At 39.0% G+C, this 20,710-nt stretch carries 14 protein-coding genes and 1 tRNA gene; 9 read left to right on the forward strand and 6 right to left on the reverse strand.

Annotated features, from left to right (window positions below; translation table 11 throughout):
• Nucleotides 1-15: 15 nt before the first annotated feature.
• On the reverse strand, nucleotides 16-1,017 hold the full coding sequence (gene tsaD / locus J2X77_RS09515; RefSeq protein ID WP_209576680.1) for a tRNA (adenosine(37)-N6)-threonylcarbamoyltransferase complex transferase subunit TsaD: 1,002 nt from the start codon (nucleotides 1,015-1,017) through the stop codon (nucleotides 16-18).
• Between the two features lie 52 nt (nucleotides 1,018-1,069).
• On the opposite strand from tsaD, the gene J2X77_RS09520 reads away from it, so the two are divergent.
• A complete protein-coding gene (locus J2X77_RS09520) occupies nucleotides 1,070-5,449 on the forward strand; it encodes a translocation/assembly module TamB domain-containing protein (RefSeq protein WP_209576682.1) in 4,380 nt (1,459 codons plus the stop codon).
• 27 nt (nucleotides 5,450-5,476) lie between these two features.
• On the opposite strand, the gene J2X77_RS09525 is transcribed toward J2X77_RS09520, so the two are convergent.
• The 3 genes from J2X77_RS09525 to J2X77_RS09535 form a co-directional block, all read right to left on the reverse strand.
• Complete coding sequence (locus tag J2X77_RS09525) at nucleotides 5,477-5,668, reverse strand: hypothetical protein (RefSeq protein ID WP_209576685.1); 192 nt, start codon at nucleotides 5,666-5,668, stop codon at nucleotides 5,477-5,479.
• A gap of 136 nt (nucleotides 5,669-5,804) precedes the next feature.
• Complete coding sequence (locus J2X77_RS09530) at nucleotides 5,805-7,130, reverse strand: trigger factor (RefSeq protein WP_209576687.1); 1,326 nt, start codon at nucleotides 7,128-7,130, stop codon at nucleotides 5,805-5,807.
• A 68-nt stretch (nucleotides 7,131-7,198) separates the two neighbouring features.
• Nucleotides 7,199-7,280: transfer RNA gene (locus tag J2X77_RS09535), tRNA-Leu, on the reverse strand.
• A gap of 149 nt (nucleotides 7,281-7,429) precedes the next feature.
• On the opposite strand from J2X77_RS09535, the gene J2X77_RS09540 reads away from it, so the two are divergent.
• The 5 genes from J2X77_RS09540 to J2X77_RS09560 all read left to right on the forward strand — a co-directional run bounded on the left by J2X77_RS09540 (nucleotide 7,430) and on the right by J2X77_RS09560 (nucleotide 12,558).
• Nucleotides 7,430-8,041: a hypothetical protein gene (locus J2X77_RS09540; protein ID WP_209576689.1), complete on the forward strand. Its 612-nt coding sequence runs from the start codon at nucleotides 7,430-7,432 to the stop codon at nucleotides 8,039-8,041.
• The gene (locus J2X77_RS09545; protein WP_209576691.1) at nucleotides 8,038-8,340 is read left to right on the forward strand and encodes a transcriptional regulator; all 303 of its coding nucleotides are present in this window, start codon (nucleotides 8,038-8,040) and stop codon (nucleotides 8,338-8,340) included. The genes J2X77_RS09540 and J2X77_RS09545 overlap by 4 nt, the downstream gene beginning before the upstream one ends.
• A gap of 51 nt (nucleotides 8,341-8,391) precedes the next feature.
• Nucleotides 8,392-8,883 carry a hypothetical protein gene (locus tag J2X77_RS09550; protein WP_209576692.1) on the forward strand — a complete coding sequence of 164 codons (492 nt, stop codon included), beginning with the start codon at nucleotides 8,392-8,394 and terminating at the stop codon, nucleotides 8,881-8,883.
• A 4-nt stretch (nucleotides 8,884-8,887) separates the two neighbouring features.
• Complete coding sequence (gene creD / locus J2X77_RS09555; protein WP_310080495.1) at nucleotides 8,888-10,354, forward strand: cell envelope integrity protein CreD; 1,467 nt, start codon at nucleotides 8,888-8,890, stop codon at nucleotides 10,352-10,354.
• A gap of 161 nt (nucleotides 10,355-10,515) precedes the next feature.
• Nucleotides 10,516-12,558 carry a S9 family peptidase gene (locus J2X77_RS09560; RefSeq protein WP_209576694.1) on the forward strand — a complete coding sequence of 681 codons (2,043 nt, stop codon included), beginning with the start codon at nucleotides 10,516-10,518 and terminating at the stop codon, nucleotides 12,556-12,558.
• A 402-nt stretch (nucleotides 12,559-12,960) separates the two neighbouring features.
• Here the strand turns inward: J2X77_RS09560 and J2X77_RS09565 are convergent, their stop codons facing one another.
• The gene (locus J2X77_RS09565; protein ID WP_209576696.1) at nucleotides 12,961-13,908 is read right to left on the reverse strand and encodes an MlaD family protein; all 948 of its coding nucleotides are present in this window, start codon (nucleotides 13,906-13,908) and stop codon (nucleotides 12,961-12,963) included.
• Between the two features lie 61 nt (nucleotides 13,909-13,969).
• Nucleotides 13,970-14,770 carry an N-acetylmuramoyl-L-alanine amidase gene (locus tag J2X77_RS09570; protein WP_293884378.1) on the reverse strand — a complete coding sequence of 267 codons (801 nt, stop codon included), beginning with the start codon at nucleotides 14,768-14,770 and terminating at the stop codon, nucleotides 13,970-13,972.
• A 156-nt stretch (nucleotides 14,771-14,926) separates the two neighbouring features.
• Between J2X77_RS09570 and J2X77_RS09575 the strand changes: the two genes are divergently transcribed.
• The 3 genes from J2X77_RS09575 (at nucleotide 14,927) to J2X77_RS09585 (ending at nucleotide 20,657) form a co-directional block, all read left to right on the forward strand.
• Complete coding sequence (locus tag J2X77_RS09575) at nucleotides 14,927-17,602, forward strand: putative LPS assembly protein LptD (RefSeq protein WP_293884380.1); 2,676 nt, start codon at nucleotides 14,927-14,929, stop codon at nucleotides 17,600-17,602.
• A 333-nt stretch (nucleotides 17,603-17,935) separates the two neighbouring features.
• Nucleotides 17,936-19,195, forward strand: coding sequence for a competence/damage-inducible protein A (locus J2X77_RS09580; RefSeq protein WP_209576698.1), 1,260 nt, complete (start codon nucleotides 17,936-17,938; stop codon nucleotides 19,193-19,195).
• Nucleotides 19,196-19,307: 112 nt separating this feature from the next.
• Complete coding sequence (locus J2X77_RS09585) at nucleotides 19,308-20,657, forward strand: dihydrolipoamide acetyltransferase family protein (protein WP_209576700.1); 1,350 nt, start codon at nucleotides 19,308-19,310, stop codon at nucleotides 20,655-20,657.
• Nucleotides 20,658-20,710: the final 53 nt, after the last annotated feature.

A 20,710-nucleotide genomic window follows, 5' to 3' on the forward strand; every position in this document is an offset into this window, starting at 1 on the left:
AAACACCCTACTTGATTATAGATGCATTCTAGCCATAGGAGCCACATCCTGACCCACAAAATCTTTCTTTAAAAATTTATGATAGCCCGCAATCGCAATCATTGCTGCATTATCCGTACAATATTCAAATTTTGGAATGAATACCCTCCAGTTGTATTTATCACCCATTTCAATCAAGCTCTGTCGGAGACCAGAATTAGCCGAAACGCCACCTGCGATAGCGATATCCATTACGCCAGTTTCCTTTGCCGCTTTCTTTAATTTATTCAACAGAATAGATACAATACGCGATTGCACACTGGCACACAGGTCGGCCATATTGTCTGTCAGAAAATCTGGATTCAGCTTCAATTGGTCTTGAACCAAATAGAGTATTGCCGTTTTCAATCCTGAAAAACTGAAATTTAAACCTGGGATTTGTGGCTCAGGAAGCCTATAAGCGGTCGGATTTCCATCTTTGGAATATTTATCTATAAGCGGTCCACCCGGATAAGGAAGATTTAAGATTTTAGCGGTCTTATCAAAAGCCTCCCCCGCTGCGTCATCCAATGTCTCCCCCAAAAGTTCCATTTCAAAATAATCTTTCACCAATACAATTTGTGTATGACCACCAGAAACTGTAAGACATAAAAAAGGAAAGTTTGGCTTCGGATCTTCAATAAAATGAGCTAAAATATGCGCCTGCATATGGTTTATATCAATTAAAGGAATATTTTGCGCAAGTGCAAATGACTTAGCAAAAGACGTTCCTACCAAAAGTGCACCTAATAATCCCGGCCCCCGTGTAAAACTCACTGCATCTATTTGATTTTTGCTTACTTTTGCTTGGCGAATGGCTTCGTCCACTGTTGGAATAATATTTTGTTGATGAGCGCGAGAAGCCAACTCGGGAACTACTCCACCATATTTCGCGTGGATTGCCTGAGTTGCTATAACATTTGAACGAATTTCACCGTTTATACAGATAGAAGCGGAGGTTTCATCACAAGAGGATTCGATCCCTAAAATAATAGCCATAGCTGGAGGTAATAAATTTTAATACAAAAGTATCAAAAAAATAATTAAAATAGTGTCAATAGTCCTGGGTAGTATAGTCATTATACTGCTTGCATTGGCATTGTCCCTGCAGTTGAAGCCCGTACAAAACTATGTTGCACAAAAAGCTGTAGACTATTTATCAAAGGAACTAAATACCAAAATAAGTCTCAAGAGCATCTATTTTAAGCCCTTCAAATCTATTGTAGTAGAAGATTTTCAACTCTATAGTCCGCAAGGAAAAAAAATAGTACATTCAGGCAAGCTAGAAGCTAATGTCAACCTCTCTGAGTTCATTGAGTCGAACAAGATTGTAATCAATAAGTTAACAATTGAAGATACTGAAGCTTCCTTTGAACAATTTCAGGATAGCAGTAATATTTCATTCTTAATTCGGTATTTCAACCCACCAGAAAAAGAAAAAAAGAAAAGTTCAAAAAAACTCATCTTTGCGATCAAAGAAGTTATCATCAAAAACAATGCGTTCAACTACACTGACCACAAACGCAAGCATTACAATAAAGTGGTTGATTTTGGAGATTTAGGAATCTCCAAATTAAACGCTCATCTTGATAATATTAAAATGGATTCCAATCAATTTTCAGCAGATATTAAGACCTTTAATCTGCATGAAAAGAAAGGATTGGTTATTAAAGGTCTTCTTGCACGCACAACGATAAGCAATACGGCTATTGAACTCAGTGAACTGATGTTGGCAACCAACCGTTCTACATTTAAGAATTATATCAAACTTAGTTATAAAAGCTTTGATGACTTTTCAGACTTCATCAATAAGGTTCACATACAACTTCGAGCGCGAGATTCACGTATTCATTCCGAAGACATTGCTTTCTTCTCCTCCCCCATGCACCAGGTCCAATTTGATGTCCATATTAAAAAAGCAAATTTGGAAGGTACGGTATCGGCAATCAACGCCAGTCAGGTCGATTTAACAATCGGTAAGAAGACAAGCTTAGCAGGTGATCTACAAATTATTGGACTACCTGACATCGATAAAACAGATTTCATCATTCCACAGGTAGCAATTTCATCCGAATATCAAGACTTAAATCGGGTTATTGCCGATTTAGGAGATCTAAAAAACTTTAAACTCCCGGAAATTGTTCAGCTTTTCAATAGATTTTCTTTCAAAGGAAGTCTACATGGACTGTACAATAAATTTAAAACAAAGGGAATTTTCACGACCGATATTGGTGATGTTACAGCGGATGGATTGCTGGATATCCAGAAAGAAACCAAATATGCAGGTAGCTTCCAATCGAAAAAATTCGATGTAGGAGCGATTACAAAAGTAAAAGATTTAGGAACAACAGGGTTCAATCTACAAATAGACGGAGCAGGTACTGATCCCAAAATGCTAGCTTTGATGATAAAAGGTAATTTGACAAATTTCAACTTTAAGAATTACAGCTATCAAGATGTACAGATTGAGGGAAAAACAGAAAAGAAACTTTTCGTCGGATCCGGAAGTATATCCGATCCAAATTTAAAATTAAAGTTTACAACAGATATTGATTGGTCCGCCAAACCCAATTATCATCTAGATGCTGATATTCAGCAAGCTAATCTAAAAAAAATCAACTTCTTTCAAGGAGATTCCATCAACATTACGAACACAAAATTCCATACCAGCTTAATTGGGGACAATATCAATAATATTACCGGTGAGTTTAAATCAGACAGTGTAAGCTTCAGTTCTTCGAAAGGGCAATTTGTTATACGAAACATCAATTTTCTAGCAGAAGGAGATGAAAATGAACGCTCGTTAACCTTGCAGTCGGCTATCGGACATATTGATCTCAAAGGAAGAATAGACCTCAATACGATAGTTCCTTATTTTAAAGCTTTAGCGATGCGCTATGCCCCGGCTATTGGTTTTGAGAAGGACATGTTTAACCGCCAAGACTTTGACCTCAATATTAATATTACTTATTTCAAGCCTATCGCAACGTTCTTTAAAAAAGATATTGCGCTGGACAGTGGTGCAACATTGAACGCCAAATTTGAAAGTGAAAAACAAACGGCTAATTTTAATTTTTACGCGCCTGAATTGAAGTACAATGGTATCCGACTCACTCACCTGATTATCGATCAAAATGCCAATTTGAAAAATATGGAACTGCAAACCTCCATTGATCGAATTAACTTTACTGACAGTACCTATATTAAAAACGTCAATATTTCAAACACGCTGGCAAACGATAGTTTACAATTCAACATCAAAATGTCGGAACTAGAGGCAAGCAACAGTCTAGATCTGAATGGAGTCATCCGTTTTGCTCATGCCAAACCTGCCTATATCAATTTCTATCCGTCGAATATCTTGATCAATAGAGAGAGCTGGCTAGTCAATAATGATGCACAGCTTAAAATATCGAAAGGAAAATGGTACTTTGAAAAACTAACGCTAAGTCATGATAACCAAAAGGTCCACATTGACGGTATACTTTCCAATGAAGAAAGTGATCAGATCAATCTCAAATTTCAGGACTTTAACCTCACCTCCTTAAATGGTATAACCAAGCCTTACGGCATCAATCTCTCCGGAAATATGAACGGAAATATTGAAGTTAACGCTGTGTTTAAATCCCCCTTTGTTGTAGCCAATATAAAGACTTCTCCTATCCTCTATAACAATATTCCCATCGGTTCACTGGCGCTTAGTGCTAATTACGACCCCGAAAATCAACACGTAAAACTAGATAGCAAGATCGAAGAAGGTAATAAATTGATTCAGCTAAAAGGTTCTTATAATCACTTAAATGAAAATAATAAGCTTAATCTTAAAGCCAAACTCGCAAATACAGATGTATTTATTTTCCAGCCATTTTTACGAAACTTAGTATCCAATATTCAGGGAAAAGTGAACGCAGATCTTACGATTGAAGGTGACATTCTAAATCCCAAAATTACAGGCGACGGCAAATTGGAAAATGCTTCGATGGTTATCAATTATCTAAAAACCCCCTATCGGCTTTCTGATAAAATTGAGCTTACCAACAATCGAATCTTTCTAAAAGGATTAAAAGTATATGATCCAAAAAACAATGTAGCGACCATTGATGGAGTTGTCGACCTCAACAAATTAAGTGACCCTGATATAGATATTACTGCAGAAGCCAAGAATTTTTTAGTATTAAATACCACAATTAAGGACAATGACATATATTACGGAACGGCTTACGCCTCGGGCAATTTCAAGTTTAAGGGACTTACCTCAGCAATGAATATCAACATCCGTGCTAAATCCGAAGAAAATACTGTTATCAATATCCCTTTCAACAACGCGAGCACCATATCAGACACCGACTTTATTTACTTTATCGAGAAAGACTCCACAAAAATCAAGAAAAACACAAAAAAACGAGATTTCAACGGTCTAACCATGAATATGGATCTCCTAATCAACCCCAATGCAGAGATCAATTTATTCTCCAGTATGGGCGAATTATCGGGACGGGGAAATAGCAATCTTAATATGCGAATATCCTCTTTGGGCGATTTTGAAATGTTTGGGGATTTTATCATCAACAGTGGAAAATTTAATTTTACCGCCCAAGATTATATCAATAAGATCTTTGATCTTAAAGAAGGAGGAACAGTGCGATGGGCTGGAAATCCCACAGAAGCCAATATCAATATCAACGCCATCTATCAACAAAGAACGAGCTTAGCACCGCTTTATAATGCAGCCGGACGTGAAGAAAATCCCGAACGCGTATTGGCACAGGCCGACATGATCTTAAAAGGTCAATTAAGTCAGCCTGAGATCACCTTCGATATCAATTTCCCACAGAACCCCGGCGTTAAGGATGAGTTGCAAGGTTATTTTTCAGATGCCAACAATGTCAATCAACAAGCACTTAGTCTGATCGTTCGAAGGAGTTTTACCCCTGGCACACAAACTGACTTCGGTAAAGAAGTGAACAATACTTTGTTATCTGCGGGAACTGAGATAGCATTCAACCAAATCAACAACATTATAGCCCAATCGCTCAACATCAATTTCTTTGATATTAATATTAAGTCTTTAAATGATGCTTCCGCCTCGCTACGCTTATTTAATGACAGACTTGTCTTGACCGGAGGGATCTCGGATCGCAGAAGTCAGGCCCTTACGGATTTAAATGTTTTTTCAGATCGGGTCTCTACAGATGCTGAAGCGATGTTTTATTTAAGAAAAGATGGCCGTTTAGTCCTCAGGGCCTCAAACAGATTAAACACCCGAAATTTTCTTCTTAGCCCCAACGATGGCGAGTATATAAGCGCTTTCGGATTACTGTATCGACAGGAATTCAACAGCTTCTCCGAGTTCTTAAAACGGCTATTTCCATTTGGCAAGAAAACGATTACGACAACTCCTGCTGAAACAAATAAAGGCAAGGTCAATTAACCCTTTCCGTCTAATTCTTTGGGTAGTTCAACCGGTCTCTTCAAACTCAAGAAAACCTCTTTCAATTCCGGAATACCTCTTTAAGCTAAGACAGACCTCGTCCATCTCAATCGGACCCTTTTCATCTCCTAATAGCCCAACTCCCGTTCCAACGGCATTGTCCCCATTCCATGAATTCATGTCGATTTCAACAGCAGCGCTTTTGTATTTCAGCTCCATATAACTGCCGACTCAGGCGATTTGTGGAAGATCTGAACAACAAAAAAATAGTGTAAAAGCTGCGGCCACGCTGCGATGAAAATAAAAAAAGTCCCTTCAGTAGATTGAAGGGACTTCCTTTTTATTTAAAAATCGCTTAGGATAATTTCTCGAATTCTTTGTATTCGATTTCTTCCGAATTCAATTTAACTAAACCCTTCAAGTGATCAAATACCTTCAAAGCTTTAGCTTCTTCAAACAAACGATTACCTTGTTCGCGGTCTTGCAATAATTGAATTGCAAATTGGTTCAACTGCTCATCAGAAGGCTCTTCATTGATGTTATACATCTTGATTTGCGCATAGATGCGTTCCTTCGCTAAATTGATCACTTCATCATATTTAACTTCAAGACCGTTTTCTGTAACCACACGATTTTCAATGATCGTCCATTTCAAGTTGTTTAAGAAATCGGCAAATCCTTCGTTTAATTCTTCTTCAGAAATACTTGGATTAGTTGCTTTCAACCATCTTTTTAAGAACTCTTCAGGGAAAGCTACATCAACCTTTTCCATACCAAAAGTATACATGTCATTACGTAACTTTTGATCAGAATTTTGTTTGAATAAGTTTTCAACTTCTTCTCTCACTTTTTCTGTGAATTGAGCTTCTTCCGTCACTTCACCTTCAGTGAATAACTTATCGAAAAATTCTTGATTAAGATCAGCTTCCTCTAAACGGTTGATATTCTTAACAGTCAATTCAAATTTAGTTACATCTAAAGCGGTTGCTTCCTCTTCGGTAATACCTAATATCCGTGCTAAATCTTCAGTTTTAAATGCTTTTTTAACGTCAATCTTAACAACATCGTCCTTCTTAAGACCAACCAATGATTTTTTGACCTTAGCATCTTCTACGATATCAGTACGTATAGAAGTTGTTTTCTCTAAACCATCCTCTTTATCTTGCTTCAATGTTGCATACAATACATCACCTTCTTCAGATACTTCTGGATTAGTCATTTTTCCATAGCTACGACGCAAGTTCTTGATACGATCTGCCAATGTTTCTTCATCAGCTTTGATCTCGTAAGAAGTAAATTCAGTCTCAGCAGTGAAAGGCAATTCAAACGCCGGAGCAAGACCAATTTCATATTTAAAGTTGAAATTGTCTTTATAATCCCAGCTGTACTGCGCGTCATCTTCCAAAGGAAGTGGCTGACCTAAAACTTCTAATTTATTTTCAGTAATGTAATTGGTGATTTTTTCATTCACTAATTTATTGACCTCATCAAATAAAATAGACTTACCATAAGTACGTCTGATATGTCCAACAGGAACTTGACCTGGACGGAACCCTGGCAATTTTGCTTTTTTAGCTTGCGCTTTAATCTCTTTGTCGACTTGAGGATTATAATCTTCAGGTGCTAATGCGACGTTGACTACCGCATTGATTGCATCTACATTCTCGTGTGAAATATTCATACTCTTTTTAGCTATATCGCATTCATAAAAAAATCCTCCCGAGGTTTTAAGTTCGGGAGGACATCAAGTGCGGAAGAAGGGACTCGAACCCCCACGCCTTGCGGCGCCAGATCCTAAGTCTGGTGCGGCTACCAATTACGCCACTTCCGCATTAGGATTTCTTTTGATGCCACAAAGATAGAAACCAAACATATATCCTGCAAGTATTTTTTACTCTTTTTTTTATTTTTTTTCAATACTCGCCTAGGCTCTTGCATAATTCATTATTATTCATTTACTTTGATTATCAAAGTACTTTTATGGAACAGAAAGATTTATATAAAGAGCTTGGGCAGATCAGATCATTAATGGAAAAATCGTCCAAATTTGTTTCAATTAGCGGATTATCGGGCGTCCTTATGGGTTGCTATGCGCTCGTGGGAACACTATTAGGATACTATATTATATATCAACCTCAAAGTGCCGTGCTATTAGGGGGCAATAATTTGGAAAGATCCCAAGTGCTTTTGATCATTGCGCTGACCATTTTATTCTTATCCTTAGTGACTGGTTTTGTCATGGCGCGTAGAAAGGCGAGAAAAAATAAACAGTCCATTTGGAACATGACAAGCAAATCACTTTTATTTACAGTTTCAATTCCATTACTTGCAGGTGGCTTCGTATCGGCGCTGTTTTTTATCCAAGGATACTACCAGCTGGTTGCCGCTATGCTACTCATATTTTATGGACTAGCACTGACCGCAGGGAGTATTTATACATTTGCCGAAGTAAAAGCACTAGGCATAATAGAAATCTGCCTAGGCCTGATCGTGCTAGCTTTTCCGGATAAAGGATTACTTTTGTGGGGATTGGGATTTGGTGTGTTACACATCATCTATGGTTTTATCGTTTACAAAAAATACGAATCGTGAAATTAGATCTTTCTCTATATGACAAAATATTTGAAAACAGAGTACGACTCCAGATAATGAGTATTCTCGCGGCAAATGAGGAGTACGATTTCAATTCATTGAAAGAATTGTTGGAGGTAACGGATGGTAACCTTGCCTCCAATCTGAAAACGTTGGAAAAAGAAGAATATATTGTTGTCGAGAAAAGCTTTGTCGAACGAAAGCCAAATACCCGATATAAAAGAACTGCTAAAGGACTAAAAGCATTTGAAAATCACCTTGCTGCACTAGAAAATTTAATAAAACAACAATACAAATAATTTTTTTATCCATGCACTTTGAAAAACAAAGTACTTTTAAAAAAAAGAAATATGAAAAAAATCCGATTAAAACTCATGTTGCACCTCTACGACTGGTCCTCCAAAATCTATGCGACAGTCTTTAAATGGAATAAAAAGGCTTGGGGAATTCGCAAGGAAGAATTTCTAAATTATCCTGTCGGAAGCATTGGTCACTCGCTTGGCCTTTTTTACGAAAGTAAAGGCTTCGAAGTGATGCCTAAATTAGAAAACCATGACGTTTTTCACATTCTGACCGAAACTGGAACAGAAATCCAAGACGAAATTGCGATGCAGTATTTGTTATTGGGTAATGGAAAGATCAGTTTATACCTTTTTGGGATGGTCCTCATTGGCGGAATACTGTTCCCAGAATACTTCAGTTGTTACAAAAAGAACTTTCAAAAAGGCCGAACACTTCAGCGATTTCATCATTTAGAATTTAAGGACATGTTACAGTTACAGCTCACCGAACTTCAAATCGCACTGTATAGCGAAAACATTCAAATAAACCTAAACAGCTAAAACCATGGACAACAACAATTCATCTCCAATGGAGCCCTCTTCATTGTTTGAGAAAATCAGCAATTCCACTGTACTAAAACTATTCGTCATCTTATTTCTTTCTTTAATCTTGCTTATCCCTCTTGCATTAATTCGTGATTTAATTGAAGAAAGAAAATCAAGGGAACAGGAAGTGTCCGGAGGCATCGCCCTCAATTGGGGAAAAGACCAAGTAGTGTCCAGTCCAGTACTTGCCATCCCCTATCGCGAAACGGTCCCTTTATCGGCCGAAAAAACTGAAAAATCTAACCTGAGAGAAGAGACTAAATGGATATTTGTCTTACCTAAAATTTCCAATATCGTTACAGCTATTTCTCCCCAACATCTTTCAAGAGGAATTTATACTTCTGTAGTTTACAGCAGCAACATTACCGTGGAAGGAAATTTTGGCAAATTAAACCCAGAAAAACTGGAGATTCCAGTCGAAAATATTGACTGGAAAGGCAGCAAGCTTATTTTTGGCATCCAAGATTTTAAAGGACTCGGAAAGCGCCCAACATTGAACTGGGATGGCCAGGATATAGTTTTCGATCCAGATTTCAATAATCTCAATCTTTTTAATCAAAATTTGGTTTGTGCTGTACCATTAACCCCTCAGGACGATAATAATCATTTCAAGATCAAACTGGATTTAAAAGGATCGAAGTCCCTCAACTTTTTGCCCCTTAGCGACCAAACAAATATCCAAGCAAAAGGAAACTGGGCTAATCCAAGTTTTACAGGTGCGTTTCTACCAAGCAAGCGAAATACGGAAGCTTCAAATTTTTCCGCATCCTGGGAAATTCCATCTTTCAGCCGCAAACTTCCACAACAATGGGTCGGTGACGCTCACAACATCTATCGCTTTGACGCCAACATAGAAAACGCCAACGATACCAACGAACCAACAACGCCACAAACTACCACGCCGCCGGGCACTTCCGCAAACAATTTATTGGACAATACAGATATGATTACCATTCATTTTTTACCCGACATCAACAACTATCAAAAGACAACCAGAGTTGCCAAATACGGTATTTTGATCATCATCCTTACCTTTACTTCACTCCTATTTACGGAAGTAATCAAGAAAAAAAGAGTTCATATCATTCAATACATACTAATCGGTGCAGCCATGGTGCTTTTCTACACCTTGCTGTTGGCCTTATCAGAACATATCGGCTTTAATTTGGCTTATGTGACAGCAACAATGGCGACAGTCTTACTTATTGGCAGTTTTATCAAAGCTATTACCAAGGATGCGAAGACCGCAGCGCTTCTCAGTTCGATATTAGGCATATTTTATCTCTTTATTTATGTATTGATGCAGCTTAGAGATTATTCGTTAATCGCCGGAACTATTGGAATCTTTATTATTCTGGCCATTCTCATGCGTGTTTCGACAAAAATAAATTGGTATCAATTTGACAATGACCATGCAGATCAATAGACAACATTTTAAAATATACTGGGTACTTATCGAAGTATTCCTAAAAAAATAAAAATTTCCCTTTATAGCCATTAACATACAGATTAATGGCTATTTTTTGCTTTCCTTAAGTTTTATTGGCAAAATCTGTAACTTGCAAAGATATTTTTCAGCATAACAATATGAAAAAACTTACAATACTTGCATTAGCAATGATAACATGCAATTTAAGCAACGCCCAAACCTCCAAACAACCCATGAATCCAACTACACTTTGGGAACTTGGACGTGTATCAGCAGAGGGACTTTCAGCAGACGGCAAAACACTGGTGTATGGTGTTTCCAATTATAACCTGGAAAGTAATTCAAGTGAAAAAAATCTATATACGGTTTCACTTACAAATGGAGCCGTTAATCAGTTCACCGATCAGAAAGGTGGCGAGTCTGTGGTTCAAATCGAAAAAAATGGCGATGTTATCTACTTGTCCAAAGGTCAACTCTGGAAAAAAAATCTGTCAAAAGGAGAAGCAGTACAATTGACGTCTGGTGACATGGAATTGGAAAATGTTAAGTTTTCACCCGACGGAAAACAAATACTCTTCAGCCAGTCCGTTCTTGTAAAAAAATACCACAGCACAGACAAATATCCCGAATTACCAAAATCAGACGCTTATATCTATGACAACTTAGACTATAGACATTGGGACACCTTCAATGATGGCAAGTTCAGTCATCCTTTTGTAGCGAGTTTTGTTGATGGTAAAGTTGGTGAGCCGGTAGACCTGTTGAAGGACCAACCCTTCTATAGCCCGCAAGCACCATTTGGTGGCGCCGAAGATTTTGCCTGGTCTCCAGATAGCAAGGCCGTGCTGTATGTCTGTAAAAAGAAATTCGGAACAGACTATGCCGTCAGTACCAATACCGATATTTATCGCTATGATATTGCCAGCGGAACGACTTTCAACCTGACAGAAGGAATGAATGGGTATGATACAGCCCCAGCTTACTCTCCGGATGGTAAAAACCTCACTTGGCTCAGCATGAAGACCGACGGTTATGAGTCGGACAAAAATGACATCATCTTATTCGATAAAAACAGTTCGATCCGTCTTAACTTAACGGCGCATTGGGATGGTACAGTCAATAGCTTTATTTGGAGCAACGACAATCGAAAAATCTATTTCACCGCTGCTACGAAAGGCACCGTACAATTATTTGAACTTGAAGTCCCTACAAATATTAAAACGAAAGGCTTACCTAAGATCCATCAAATTTCAGCCGGCGACTTTGATATCACTGGTATTGTAGGTCAGGTAGCGGATCAATTGATCGTCAGCTCCACAAGATTCACGCGCGCAACCGAAATCTTTAGTTTTGATCTGAAAAGCAAGTCCTTAACTCCGATCACCAAAGTCAATGATGCTAAGTATGCAAATATTAGCGAAAACAAAATTGAGAAACGTACCACCAAGGCATCCGATGGAGCAGATCTGTTTTCATGGGTCATCTATCCCCCAAACTTTAACCCCGCAAAAAAATATCCAACTATACTTTACTGTGAAGGTGGCCCTCAGTCTGCCCTTACTCAATTTTATTCATTCCGCTGGAACCTACAGTTAATTGCATCGCAAGGTTATATTGTGATCGCGCCAAACCGTAGAGGGATGCCTGGTTGGGGTGTAAAATGGAATGAGGCTATTTCTCAAGACTGGGGCGGTCAGCCTATCCGGGATTACTTAGCAGCCATAGACGATATCTCCAAAGAATCTTACGTGGATACCGCACGTCGTGCGGCTATTGGAGCCAGTTATGGTGGCTATTCTGTTTACCAATTAGCGGGCGTACACCAAAACCGTTTCAAGACCTTCATTGCCCACAATGGTTTGTTCGATATGAGAAGTTGGTATGGAACCACAGAAGAACTATTTTTTGCTAACCATGAATTAGGGGGGGGATACTGGGATAGCAAAAATGAAAAATCCTACACAGCGTTCAATCCGATTGAAAAAGCAAATAATTGGCACACCCCGATTTTAATCTTTCAAGGTGGAAGAGATTACCGTGTTCCAATCGGACAGGGGCTGGCGGCATTCCAATTAGCTCAGCTCAAAAAGATTAAGAGCCGTCTAGTCTACCTTCCTGATGAAAATCACTGGGTACTGTCCGGGCAAAATGCACAGGTCTGGCAAAACGAATTTTTTAACTGGCTGAAAGAAACGCTATAGGTAGGAAAGTGAAATCGTCAATCAACTTCTGATTTTGTTACCAAAAATGCCACGCCATGCGTGGCGTTTTTGTTTCGATTCCTAATTGACCGTATCTAGTCCTATTAACCATGGATTAATGTCACCTTGTACCTTAGCTAGGGGTTAACAGGGGGTCTACAGGGGTTTACCGCTATTAACCCAGTGTTAACCCTCTGTAAAAATGGAGTTAAAACGGTCTTAATGGAGAACGTGGTGAAAGCTTGTTAACAAGAAAGTGTGGATCAGCAAGCACACAATGCAAGGAGCAAATTTGGGGCATTGAGCCGGCCGCCGGATTAACATCCCAAAAGTCAACCTCCTGAAAACAAAAAGCCTGCAATATGCAGGCTTTTTCTATAAGACTATTGTATTTTCTAAACGCTACTTTTCTCCCTTTTTTCCAAAAATAGAAAGCTTGATATATTTTCCAGGATTCTCTTTAACATCCTTCATCAAATAATCCATTTCTTTTGAAGCGTTATTCAGATTATTATATAAAGCTTCATCATTAAGCAATAATCCGATAGAGCCCTTACCGCTGTTAATCTTCCCGGTAATCTCCTGAAAATCATTAACGGCGGTATTTACTTTGTTCATGGTGTGTTCAAAATCCAATCTGGCCGCTTTGTCTGTTATATTATTTAAATTGGACATAATCGAATTGATCTTCTCTCCATTTTGTGAAAAGTTGGATGTAATTGACTCCATGTTGGCCATGATGCGATTGAGTCTTCCCTTTTCGTTTCCAACTAGACCTTCTACATCTTTTGTGATTCCTTCCACATTTTTCAATGAGGTAGATATACTATGAATACTGTTTTTAAAGTCGTCCTGAAACTGCTTATCTAAAACATTATTCACAACGGACAGTGTTGAATCCAGTTTAATGGTAATGGTTTCGATCCTCTTTTGAATAGGCTCAACCTTATCCATAATATTCGGTTGGACACCCGAAGCTAAAAAATCGCCGTCCTTTGCCAATTCCTTACTGTTGCCCATTTCAAAGACAATCGCTTTACTCCCCAACAAATCTGTACTTGAAATTCTAGCAATTGTGTTTTTCGGCACGGCGTAATCAGCGTGAATTTTAAACTCAGTTTTAATTTTGCCATCAGGTTGAAGAATCATCTTCGATACACGTCCGATTTGATACCCATTCACTAAAACAGGCTTGGATGGAGTTAATCCATCAACAGTCTCGTAGGTCGTGTAATAGGTGTTATCGCTACTAAAAACATCATTCCCTTTTAGAAAGCTATAACCAATAAATAATAAAACTATTGCAACCGTTGCTAATATGCCGACCTTTGTCTCGTTTGATATTTTCACAAATAATCTATTTAGTAATGATCATTAATTTAAGTTTAAAACAGCACAAAAGCAAATCTGTTTAGCGTTCTACGGAATTTTTATAGATTTTTATAGCAGAAACCAGATTATCAACAATCTCTTGTTGTCCCGCATCAGACAATAAGTAGCTCTCCTCTTCTCTATTACTAATAAATCCAATCTCGGTCAATACCGCTGGCATACCCGCTTCCGCAAGTACAGCTAACCCTTTCTCCCAGAAACCTCTACTGTATCGGCCAGCTTTCACGTACTCGCCCTCTATCATTTGCGCAAGACGTATACTTTTTTCACGAAATCGATTTTTCATCAACGAGAAGATGATCGCACTTTCGGGATCTTTAGGATCAAATCCCTGATAGTTCTCTTTATAATTGGATTCCAATAATAAGGATGCATTTTCACGAACAGCAGCATCCTGTTGGCCTAAACGATGCGAACCAGAAACCAATGTTTCGGTACCATGTGCACTCGAACCACTGGAATTACAGTGAATTGATATAAATAAATCTGCTTTATTAGCATTCGCTAAACGTATACGTTTATAAAGCTCCACAAATTCATCGGTCGTTCTCGTGTAGATGATCTTAATACCTGGAATATCTTTCTGAATCTGCTTTCCTAATTTTAAAGCGACATCTAAAGCGACATTTTTTTCCAAAGATCGTCTTCCTTGTGCGCCAGTATCCTTACCACCATGGCCAGCATCAATTACGATTGTCCTTATTTGGTAGTCCGGAGGCTCGGGCTGCCCATTGTTTAATTTGAAAGAATTCAATAAAAAAAATCCCAAAGTAGCTAACATGACGCTACACCATTTTCTAATTCTTAAATCTGATTTCATTGAATAATTATTTGCTCTACTATAAACGAATCAAAATGAGTCAATATTATTTGTTGAATAGATAACGATATTTAACATATTTTCTATTGCTTTTTTGACTAATTTTGTCTCTCGAAGTTTAACATTATTTCACAAAAATAACATTTGTCTTTAATTTTGAAGTCGTTAATCAACATTTTAACACTATTTATCATTCTTGCGGTGAGCACTGCTAGTCATGCTCAAAGTAGTATTCCATTAAAACAGAACGGACTTCAAGGTAAGAATCCTATTTCGGCGACCAATAAGTTGCAAGATACCAGTAAGACTAAAGCGGGCGATACGACAAAATCTGTCCGGGATACCACCAAGAAAAAAGGAAGTGGCCTACAGGCAGAAGTCAGCATTATTGCTGTGGATTCGCAAAAATCTGAAGTTGCAAAAAACATCAGTCACCTTTATCGGGGTGCAAAGGTTAAATATCAGGATTTTGAACTCTCTGCTGATTATATCCGTCTTGACCGAAACAAGAAAAAGATTTTTGCTTCCGGAATTTATGACAAAACCGGCAAATATGTAGGACGTCCTATCGTGATTATGGGAAATGGCGAATCACCTAAAACTGTGGATTCACTCTATTATGATTACGAGAAACAGGAAGGAAATACCTATGGTATTATGACCGAGGTGGATGGTGGATATATCCAGGCCAATATTGTTAGAAAGAACATTTACGACGAAATGTCTATCTATAAGGGGCTTTACAGTACTTGTAATCTGCCCTACCCACATACCCATTTTGGTATCCATATTACCAAGGGTATTGTCACTAAAAACCAAATTATTTCAGGACCAGCTTATCTAGTGGTTATGGGCGTACCAATGCCAGTGGCATTTCCCTTCGCATTCTTTCCAAAACCGGATAAAAGAGCTTCTGGCTTTCTCTTTCCTTCTTTTGGAGAAGATTACACTAGAGGGTTTTCCATGCGGGATTTAGGCTGGTATTTGGCCTTCAATGATTATTGGGATAGTGAAATTCGAGGTTCATTGTACTCAAAAGGTTCGTGGGAAGCCTCCATCAATACACGCTATACCGTCAATTATAAATTTAATGGTGGTTTTAATATCCGTTATGCCAATACCAAAACAGGCACCGAAGGAACCCGAGATTATGGTTCCAATAAAGATTTTAACGTCACCTGGAACCACACCCAGCGCCAAGAAGCCAATCCCGGAACGTCTTTCTCCGCCAGTGTAAACTTTGGTACCAGTTCTTTCTTTCAAAATACAGGAACTGGAAGTACACTAAATACCTATGAAAATCTTGCGCGTAACCGAATGGGATCGTCCATCAGTTACGGGAAAGTATTTGCAGACGGTAAGGTAAACCTGACAGCCAGCTTAACCCATAATCAGGATATGGCTACACGTAGTATACAAATGAGTTTACCGAACATCAGCTTAAACGTCTCTTCTTTCAATCCATTTGACAGCAAGGACCGTGTCGGTGAACAAAAATGGTATCAGCGTATCAATGTAGGTTATAGTTTCCAGGCACAGAACTCGGTCAGTACTATTGATACATTGTTATTTAAACCAGGGGGCTTCAAAAAATTCCAAAATGGTTTCCAGCACAACATCCCGATCAGTTTGTCGCTAAACGCGTTTAAATATTTTCAGTTTAACACCAGTGTCAATTATACAGAGCGCTGGTATTTGCAAAGCACCAGACAACGCTTTGATAATACAGCTGCCGGTTATACACAACGTATTGACACCGTACAGGGATTCAATCGTGCTTACGATTACTCCGTATCCACCGGACTTTCGACCAAGATCTATGGTATGTATCCTAAGATCGGTAAAATTCAGGCCATCCGACACGTGGTTACACCGTCGATCAACCTGAACTATAGGCCCGACTTTTCCGATCCAAAATATGGATTCTATCAGCAGTATAACGACCAATATGGAAATAGAAATGTATACTCCATTTTTAGTCAGGGTGTGTATGGCTCCCCTTCCGCAGGGAAATCAGCAGGTATAGGTTTTTCCATCGACAATAACATCGAAGCTAAAGTCAAAAGTAAATCGGATACCACAGATGGAGGGTTTAAGAAAATCCCTATTCTCCAGGGTCTAACCTTCAGTGGAAATTACAACTTCGTTGCCGATTCGCTTAAATTGTCCCCTATCACCTTCTCTGGCCGTACCGCTTTTTTCGACCAAAAGATGAATGTCAACTTCAACGGTACTTTTGACCCCTATTCAGTGAATGAAAATGGTGTTCGCGTCAATCGATATGCCATAAAGGATGGTAGCCTGGCGCGTCTGACAAATTTCGGTCTTTCCTTTGACTATAGCCTGAATCCCAAAGCTGCAAAATCACGTAATAATAACATCGATTCGTTAAGAAAAGAAATGTCCGGCGCAGGTATGACTCCCGAACAGGCACAGGCCTTAGCTCGAATCAGCTCAGATCCAAATGCATTCGTAGATTTTAATATTCCTTGGAACCTTGCGGCATCGTTCAGTTTCAATACGTCCAAATCATTCAACTCGAGCACGCGGAGAATGGAGAGCCAATTTACAAGTACCTTAAACTTACATGGTGACTTCAGCGTTACGCCAAAATGGAAAGTTACTTTTCAATCGGGATACGATTTTAAACAAAAGGAAGTGGTCATGACCTCTTTCAATATCTATCGAGATCTGCATTGCTGGGATATGTCGTTCGGCTGGATGCCATTTGGGCGATACCGAAGTTATAATGTGACGATACGGGCTAAGGCCTCCATCTTACAAGATCTTAAGCTCACAAAAAGAGCAAGTTCAGGAGGCAGTTATTTTTAAAATAGCTGCTTTTTTTTTGAAAATATCTAATCCTATTCGCCAGAAAAAACTTTCTCGCTTTCTTAGCTATGACGATTTCGATATCATAAAGGTCGTATTTTACTCCCTGCCTTTTACCTTTGCGATAGCATACGACTCCCCATATCAAATGCATATTAATCGTCCCACCGAATCACAATTTTATGTAAGTTTATATCCTGAATCGTCCGATGTTGATTTTTTATTTTTAAGCCTTGGCGGAAGAAAACTGAACGCTGAAAGATTAGGAAGATCAAACATTATACCCATATGTATATGATCCATTATGGCGACGTGTTACATAATTATAACAAGATGAAAGCAGAGATTATTACCATAGGCGATGAGATTCTCATCGGTCAGATCATTGATACCAATTCGGGCTGGATTGCCAAACAACTGCTCCGATTCGAAGTGGATATCGTTCAAATGACATCGATCCCTGATACAGAAGAAGCTATTTCAAAAACGCTGAAAGAAGCCTCTTCCCGGGCAGATTTGATTTTAATCACCGGAGGTCTAGGTCCAACCAAAGATGACGTTACGAAAAAAACAGCTGCAAAATATTTTGAAACGACCTTGGTTCGCGACGAAAATGTACTTCGTCATGTGACGAACATCTTTGAATCGCGTAAGTTAAAAATGCTTGACATCAATCTGCAGCAGGCCGATGTACTCGCAAATTGTGAAGTCTTATTTAATGACTATGGTACTGCGCCCGGCATGCTGGTAAACCAAGGCGAAAAGCGGTTTATATTTATGCCCGGCGTTCCCTTTGAGATGAAATTTCTGATGGAAAAACACGTACTCCCTTTATTAGCAACACAAGATCCAGACCTATTTATCTGTCATGAAACGATCTTGGTGGGAGGTATCGGTGAATCCTATTTAGCAGAAGAAATAAAAGATATCGAAAGCGAACTGCCACCTAGCATAAAATTGGCCTATCTACCGACATTGGCATTTATCCGGTTAAGACTATCCGGAAAAAGTAGAAACAAGTCTGATATTATGCTTCAGGTTGCTCTTTTCAAAAAGAAACTTATCCATCGTCTACAGCAGTATATCGTAGCAGATTATGATACGGGCATAGAGTCCCATCTGATTAAAGAGCTTACTCATCGGGGCAGTACCCTGACTACGGCTGAAAGTTGTACTGGTGGTAGCCTCGCCGCTTCGATCACTTCAGTAGCGGGAAGTAGTGCTGTATTTCTTGGCGGCACGATTCCCTATTCCAACAGATTAAAACACCAACTGCTCAACGTCAATGAAGAAACATTGGCTCAATATGGTGCCGTAAGTGAACAGACCGCAGTCGAAATGGCCTCGGGCTCAAAAGCAGCGTTCTCTTCGGACTATGCCATCTCAACGACTGGAATAGCCGGTCCAGGTGGGGGCACAGCTGAAAAACCTATTGGAACGATCTGGGTGGCTGTCGCCGGAAAAAAAGAAATTATAACCAAAAAGTTTCAATTTGACAATGACAGGCTCATCAACATCGAACGTACACGAATGAATGCCCTTTTATTATTATGGCAATTGTTATTAAAAGAAAAAGAACAAGAAGCACAATAGGATAAAATAATGTTTTAAAAAAACCGCTATTTAAGGAATAATATTTTAAATTGTTGAAAGTAAACCACAATTTAATTAACTTCGTTTTTCTATAACGAGATTGCTAAAAAATATGGCTTTATATAAACTCTTACTCCCAAAAATGGGAGAAAGTGTATCCGAGGCAACAATCACAAAATGGTTAAAACAACCTGGTGACCGGATTGATGAAGATGACACTTTATTGGAAATCGCAACTGACAAAGTTGATTCAGAGGTACCTTCTCCCGTAAAAGGCGTTCTAAAAGAGCAACGTTATACCGTAGACCAGACCGTCCAAGTGGGTGAAGTCGTTGCAATTATAGAAATTGAAGGCGAAGAGGAAGAACCTACGCCTCCTCAGCAAGAAATTACAATTCCTTCAACGACAAGCTCCGAAGAGCGTTTAGATTTGAACATACCAGGTGTCGAACAATTGCCCAATGTCGGTGTTGACACTTCTTCTGCTCAGTACGAGAGCACGCTTCGTTTCTATTCACCTTTAGTAAAGAATATTGCTCGTCACGAAGGATTGTCTCAAGATGAACTTGACCGTATACAGGGTACTGGAGCAGAAGGAAGAGTGACGAAGGAGGATATTTTAACGTATGTAGCGCATAGGGATTCGTCATCCAAATCTGAAAAATCTCTTCAGACCGATCAGGCTGAAACACGTGCGGAATCGCCCAAAATAATCGTAACAGCTCCATCCCATGTTCATACCGTTGCAAATGGCAATGATGAAATCATTGAAATGGATCGCATGCGAAGAATGATTGCAGACCATATGGTCAAAAGCACGCAGATCTCCCCCCATGTATGTTCATTTGTTGAAGCAGATGTAACGAATTTGGTTTTGTGGCGCAATAAAGTTAAAGATGCCTATAAAAAGCGCGAGGGAGAAAATATTACGTTTACCCCTTTATTCATTGAGGCTATCAGCAAGGCACTTAAAGATTTCCCATTGGTCAATATCTCGATCGATGGCTACAATATCATTAAGAAGAAAAACATCAATATCGGTATGGCCGCCGCATTGCCTAATGGAAATCTTATCGTACCAGTAATCAAAAATGCGGATCAATTGAGCTTAGTCGGATTGAGTAAAAGTGTAAACGACCTTGCACAACGGTCGAGAGCAAATAAGTTAAAACCAGACGACACACAAGATGGAACATTTACATTCACCAATATCGGCGCTTTCGGTAATATAATGGGTACGCCCATCATTAATCAGCCGCAAGCTGCAATCTTGGCAGTAGGTTCAATAACAAAAAAACCAGCAGTCATAGAAACGGAATATGGCGATATGATTGGCATTAGACATATGATGTATCTATCCCTCTCCTATGACCATCGCGCAATTGATGGAGCACTTGGAGGTACATTCTTAAAACGCGTTGCAGATTATTTGGAAAATTGGGATACGAATAGGGTAATCTAACATCCAAAATCGATCAATAGAAAAGGCTCTGTCAGTTGTTACTGACAGAGCCT

Source organism: Sphingobacterium sp. 2149 (assembly GCF_031455655.1).
Classification (GTDB): Bacteria; Bacteroidota; Bacteroidia; order Sphingobacteriales; family Sphingobacteriaceae; genus Sphingobacterium.

Excerpts from the sequence above, each read along its gene's own strand:
- J2X77_RS09560 (WP_209576694.1), top strand. The coding sequence starts at position 10,516 with ATGAAAAAACTTACAATACTTGCATTAGCAATGATAACATGCAATTTA.
- J2X77_RS09550 (WP_209576692.1), top strand. The coding sequence starts at position 8,392 with ATGAAAAAAATCCGATTAAAACTCATGTTGCACCTCTACGACTGGTCC.
- J2X77_RS09585 (WP_209576700.1), top strand. The coding sequence starts at position 19,308 with ATGGCTTTATATAAACTCTTACTCCCAAAAATGGGAGAAAGTGTATCC.
- J2X77_RS09525 (WP_209576685.1), bottom strand. The coding sequence starts at position 5,668 with ATGGAGCTGAAATACAAAAGCGCTGCTGTTGAAATCGACATGAATTCA.
- J2X77_RS09570 (WP_293884378.1), bottom strand. The coding sequence starts at position 14,770 with ATGAAATCAGATTTAAGAATTAGAAAATGGTGTAGCGTCATGTTAGCT.
- creD (WP_310080495.1), top strand. The coding sequence starts at position 8,888 with ATGGACAACAACAATTCATCTCCAATGGAGCCCTCTTCATTGTTTGAG.
- tsaD (WP_209576680.1), bottom strand. The coding sequence starts at position 1,017 with ATGGCTATTATTTTAGGGATCGAATCCTCTTGTGATGAAACCTCCGCT.
- J2X77_RS09580 (WP_209576698.1), top strand. The coding sequence starts at position 17,936 with ATGAAAGCAGAGATTATTACCATAGGCGATGAGATTCTCATCGGTCAG.
- J2X77_RS09530 (WP_209576687.1), bottom strand. The coding sequence starts at position 7,130 with ATGAATATTTCACACGAGAATGTAGATGCAATCAATGCGGTAGTCAAC.
- J2X77_RS09540 (WP_209576689.1), top strand. The coding sequence starts at position 7,430 with ATGGAACAGAAAGATTTATATAAAGAGCTTGGGCAGATCAGATCATTA.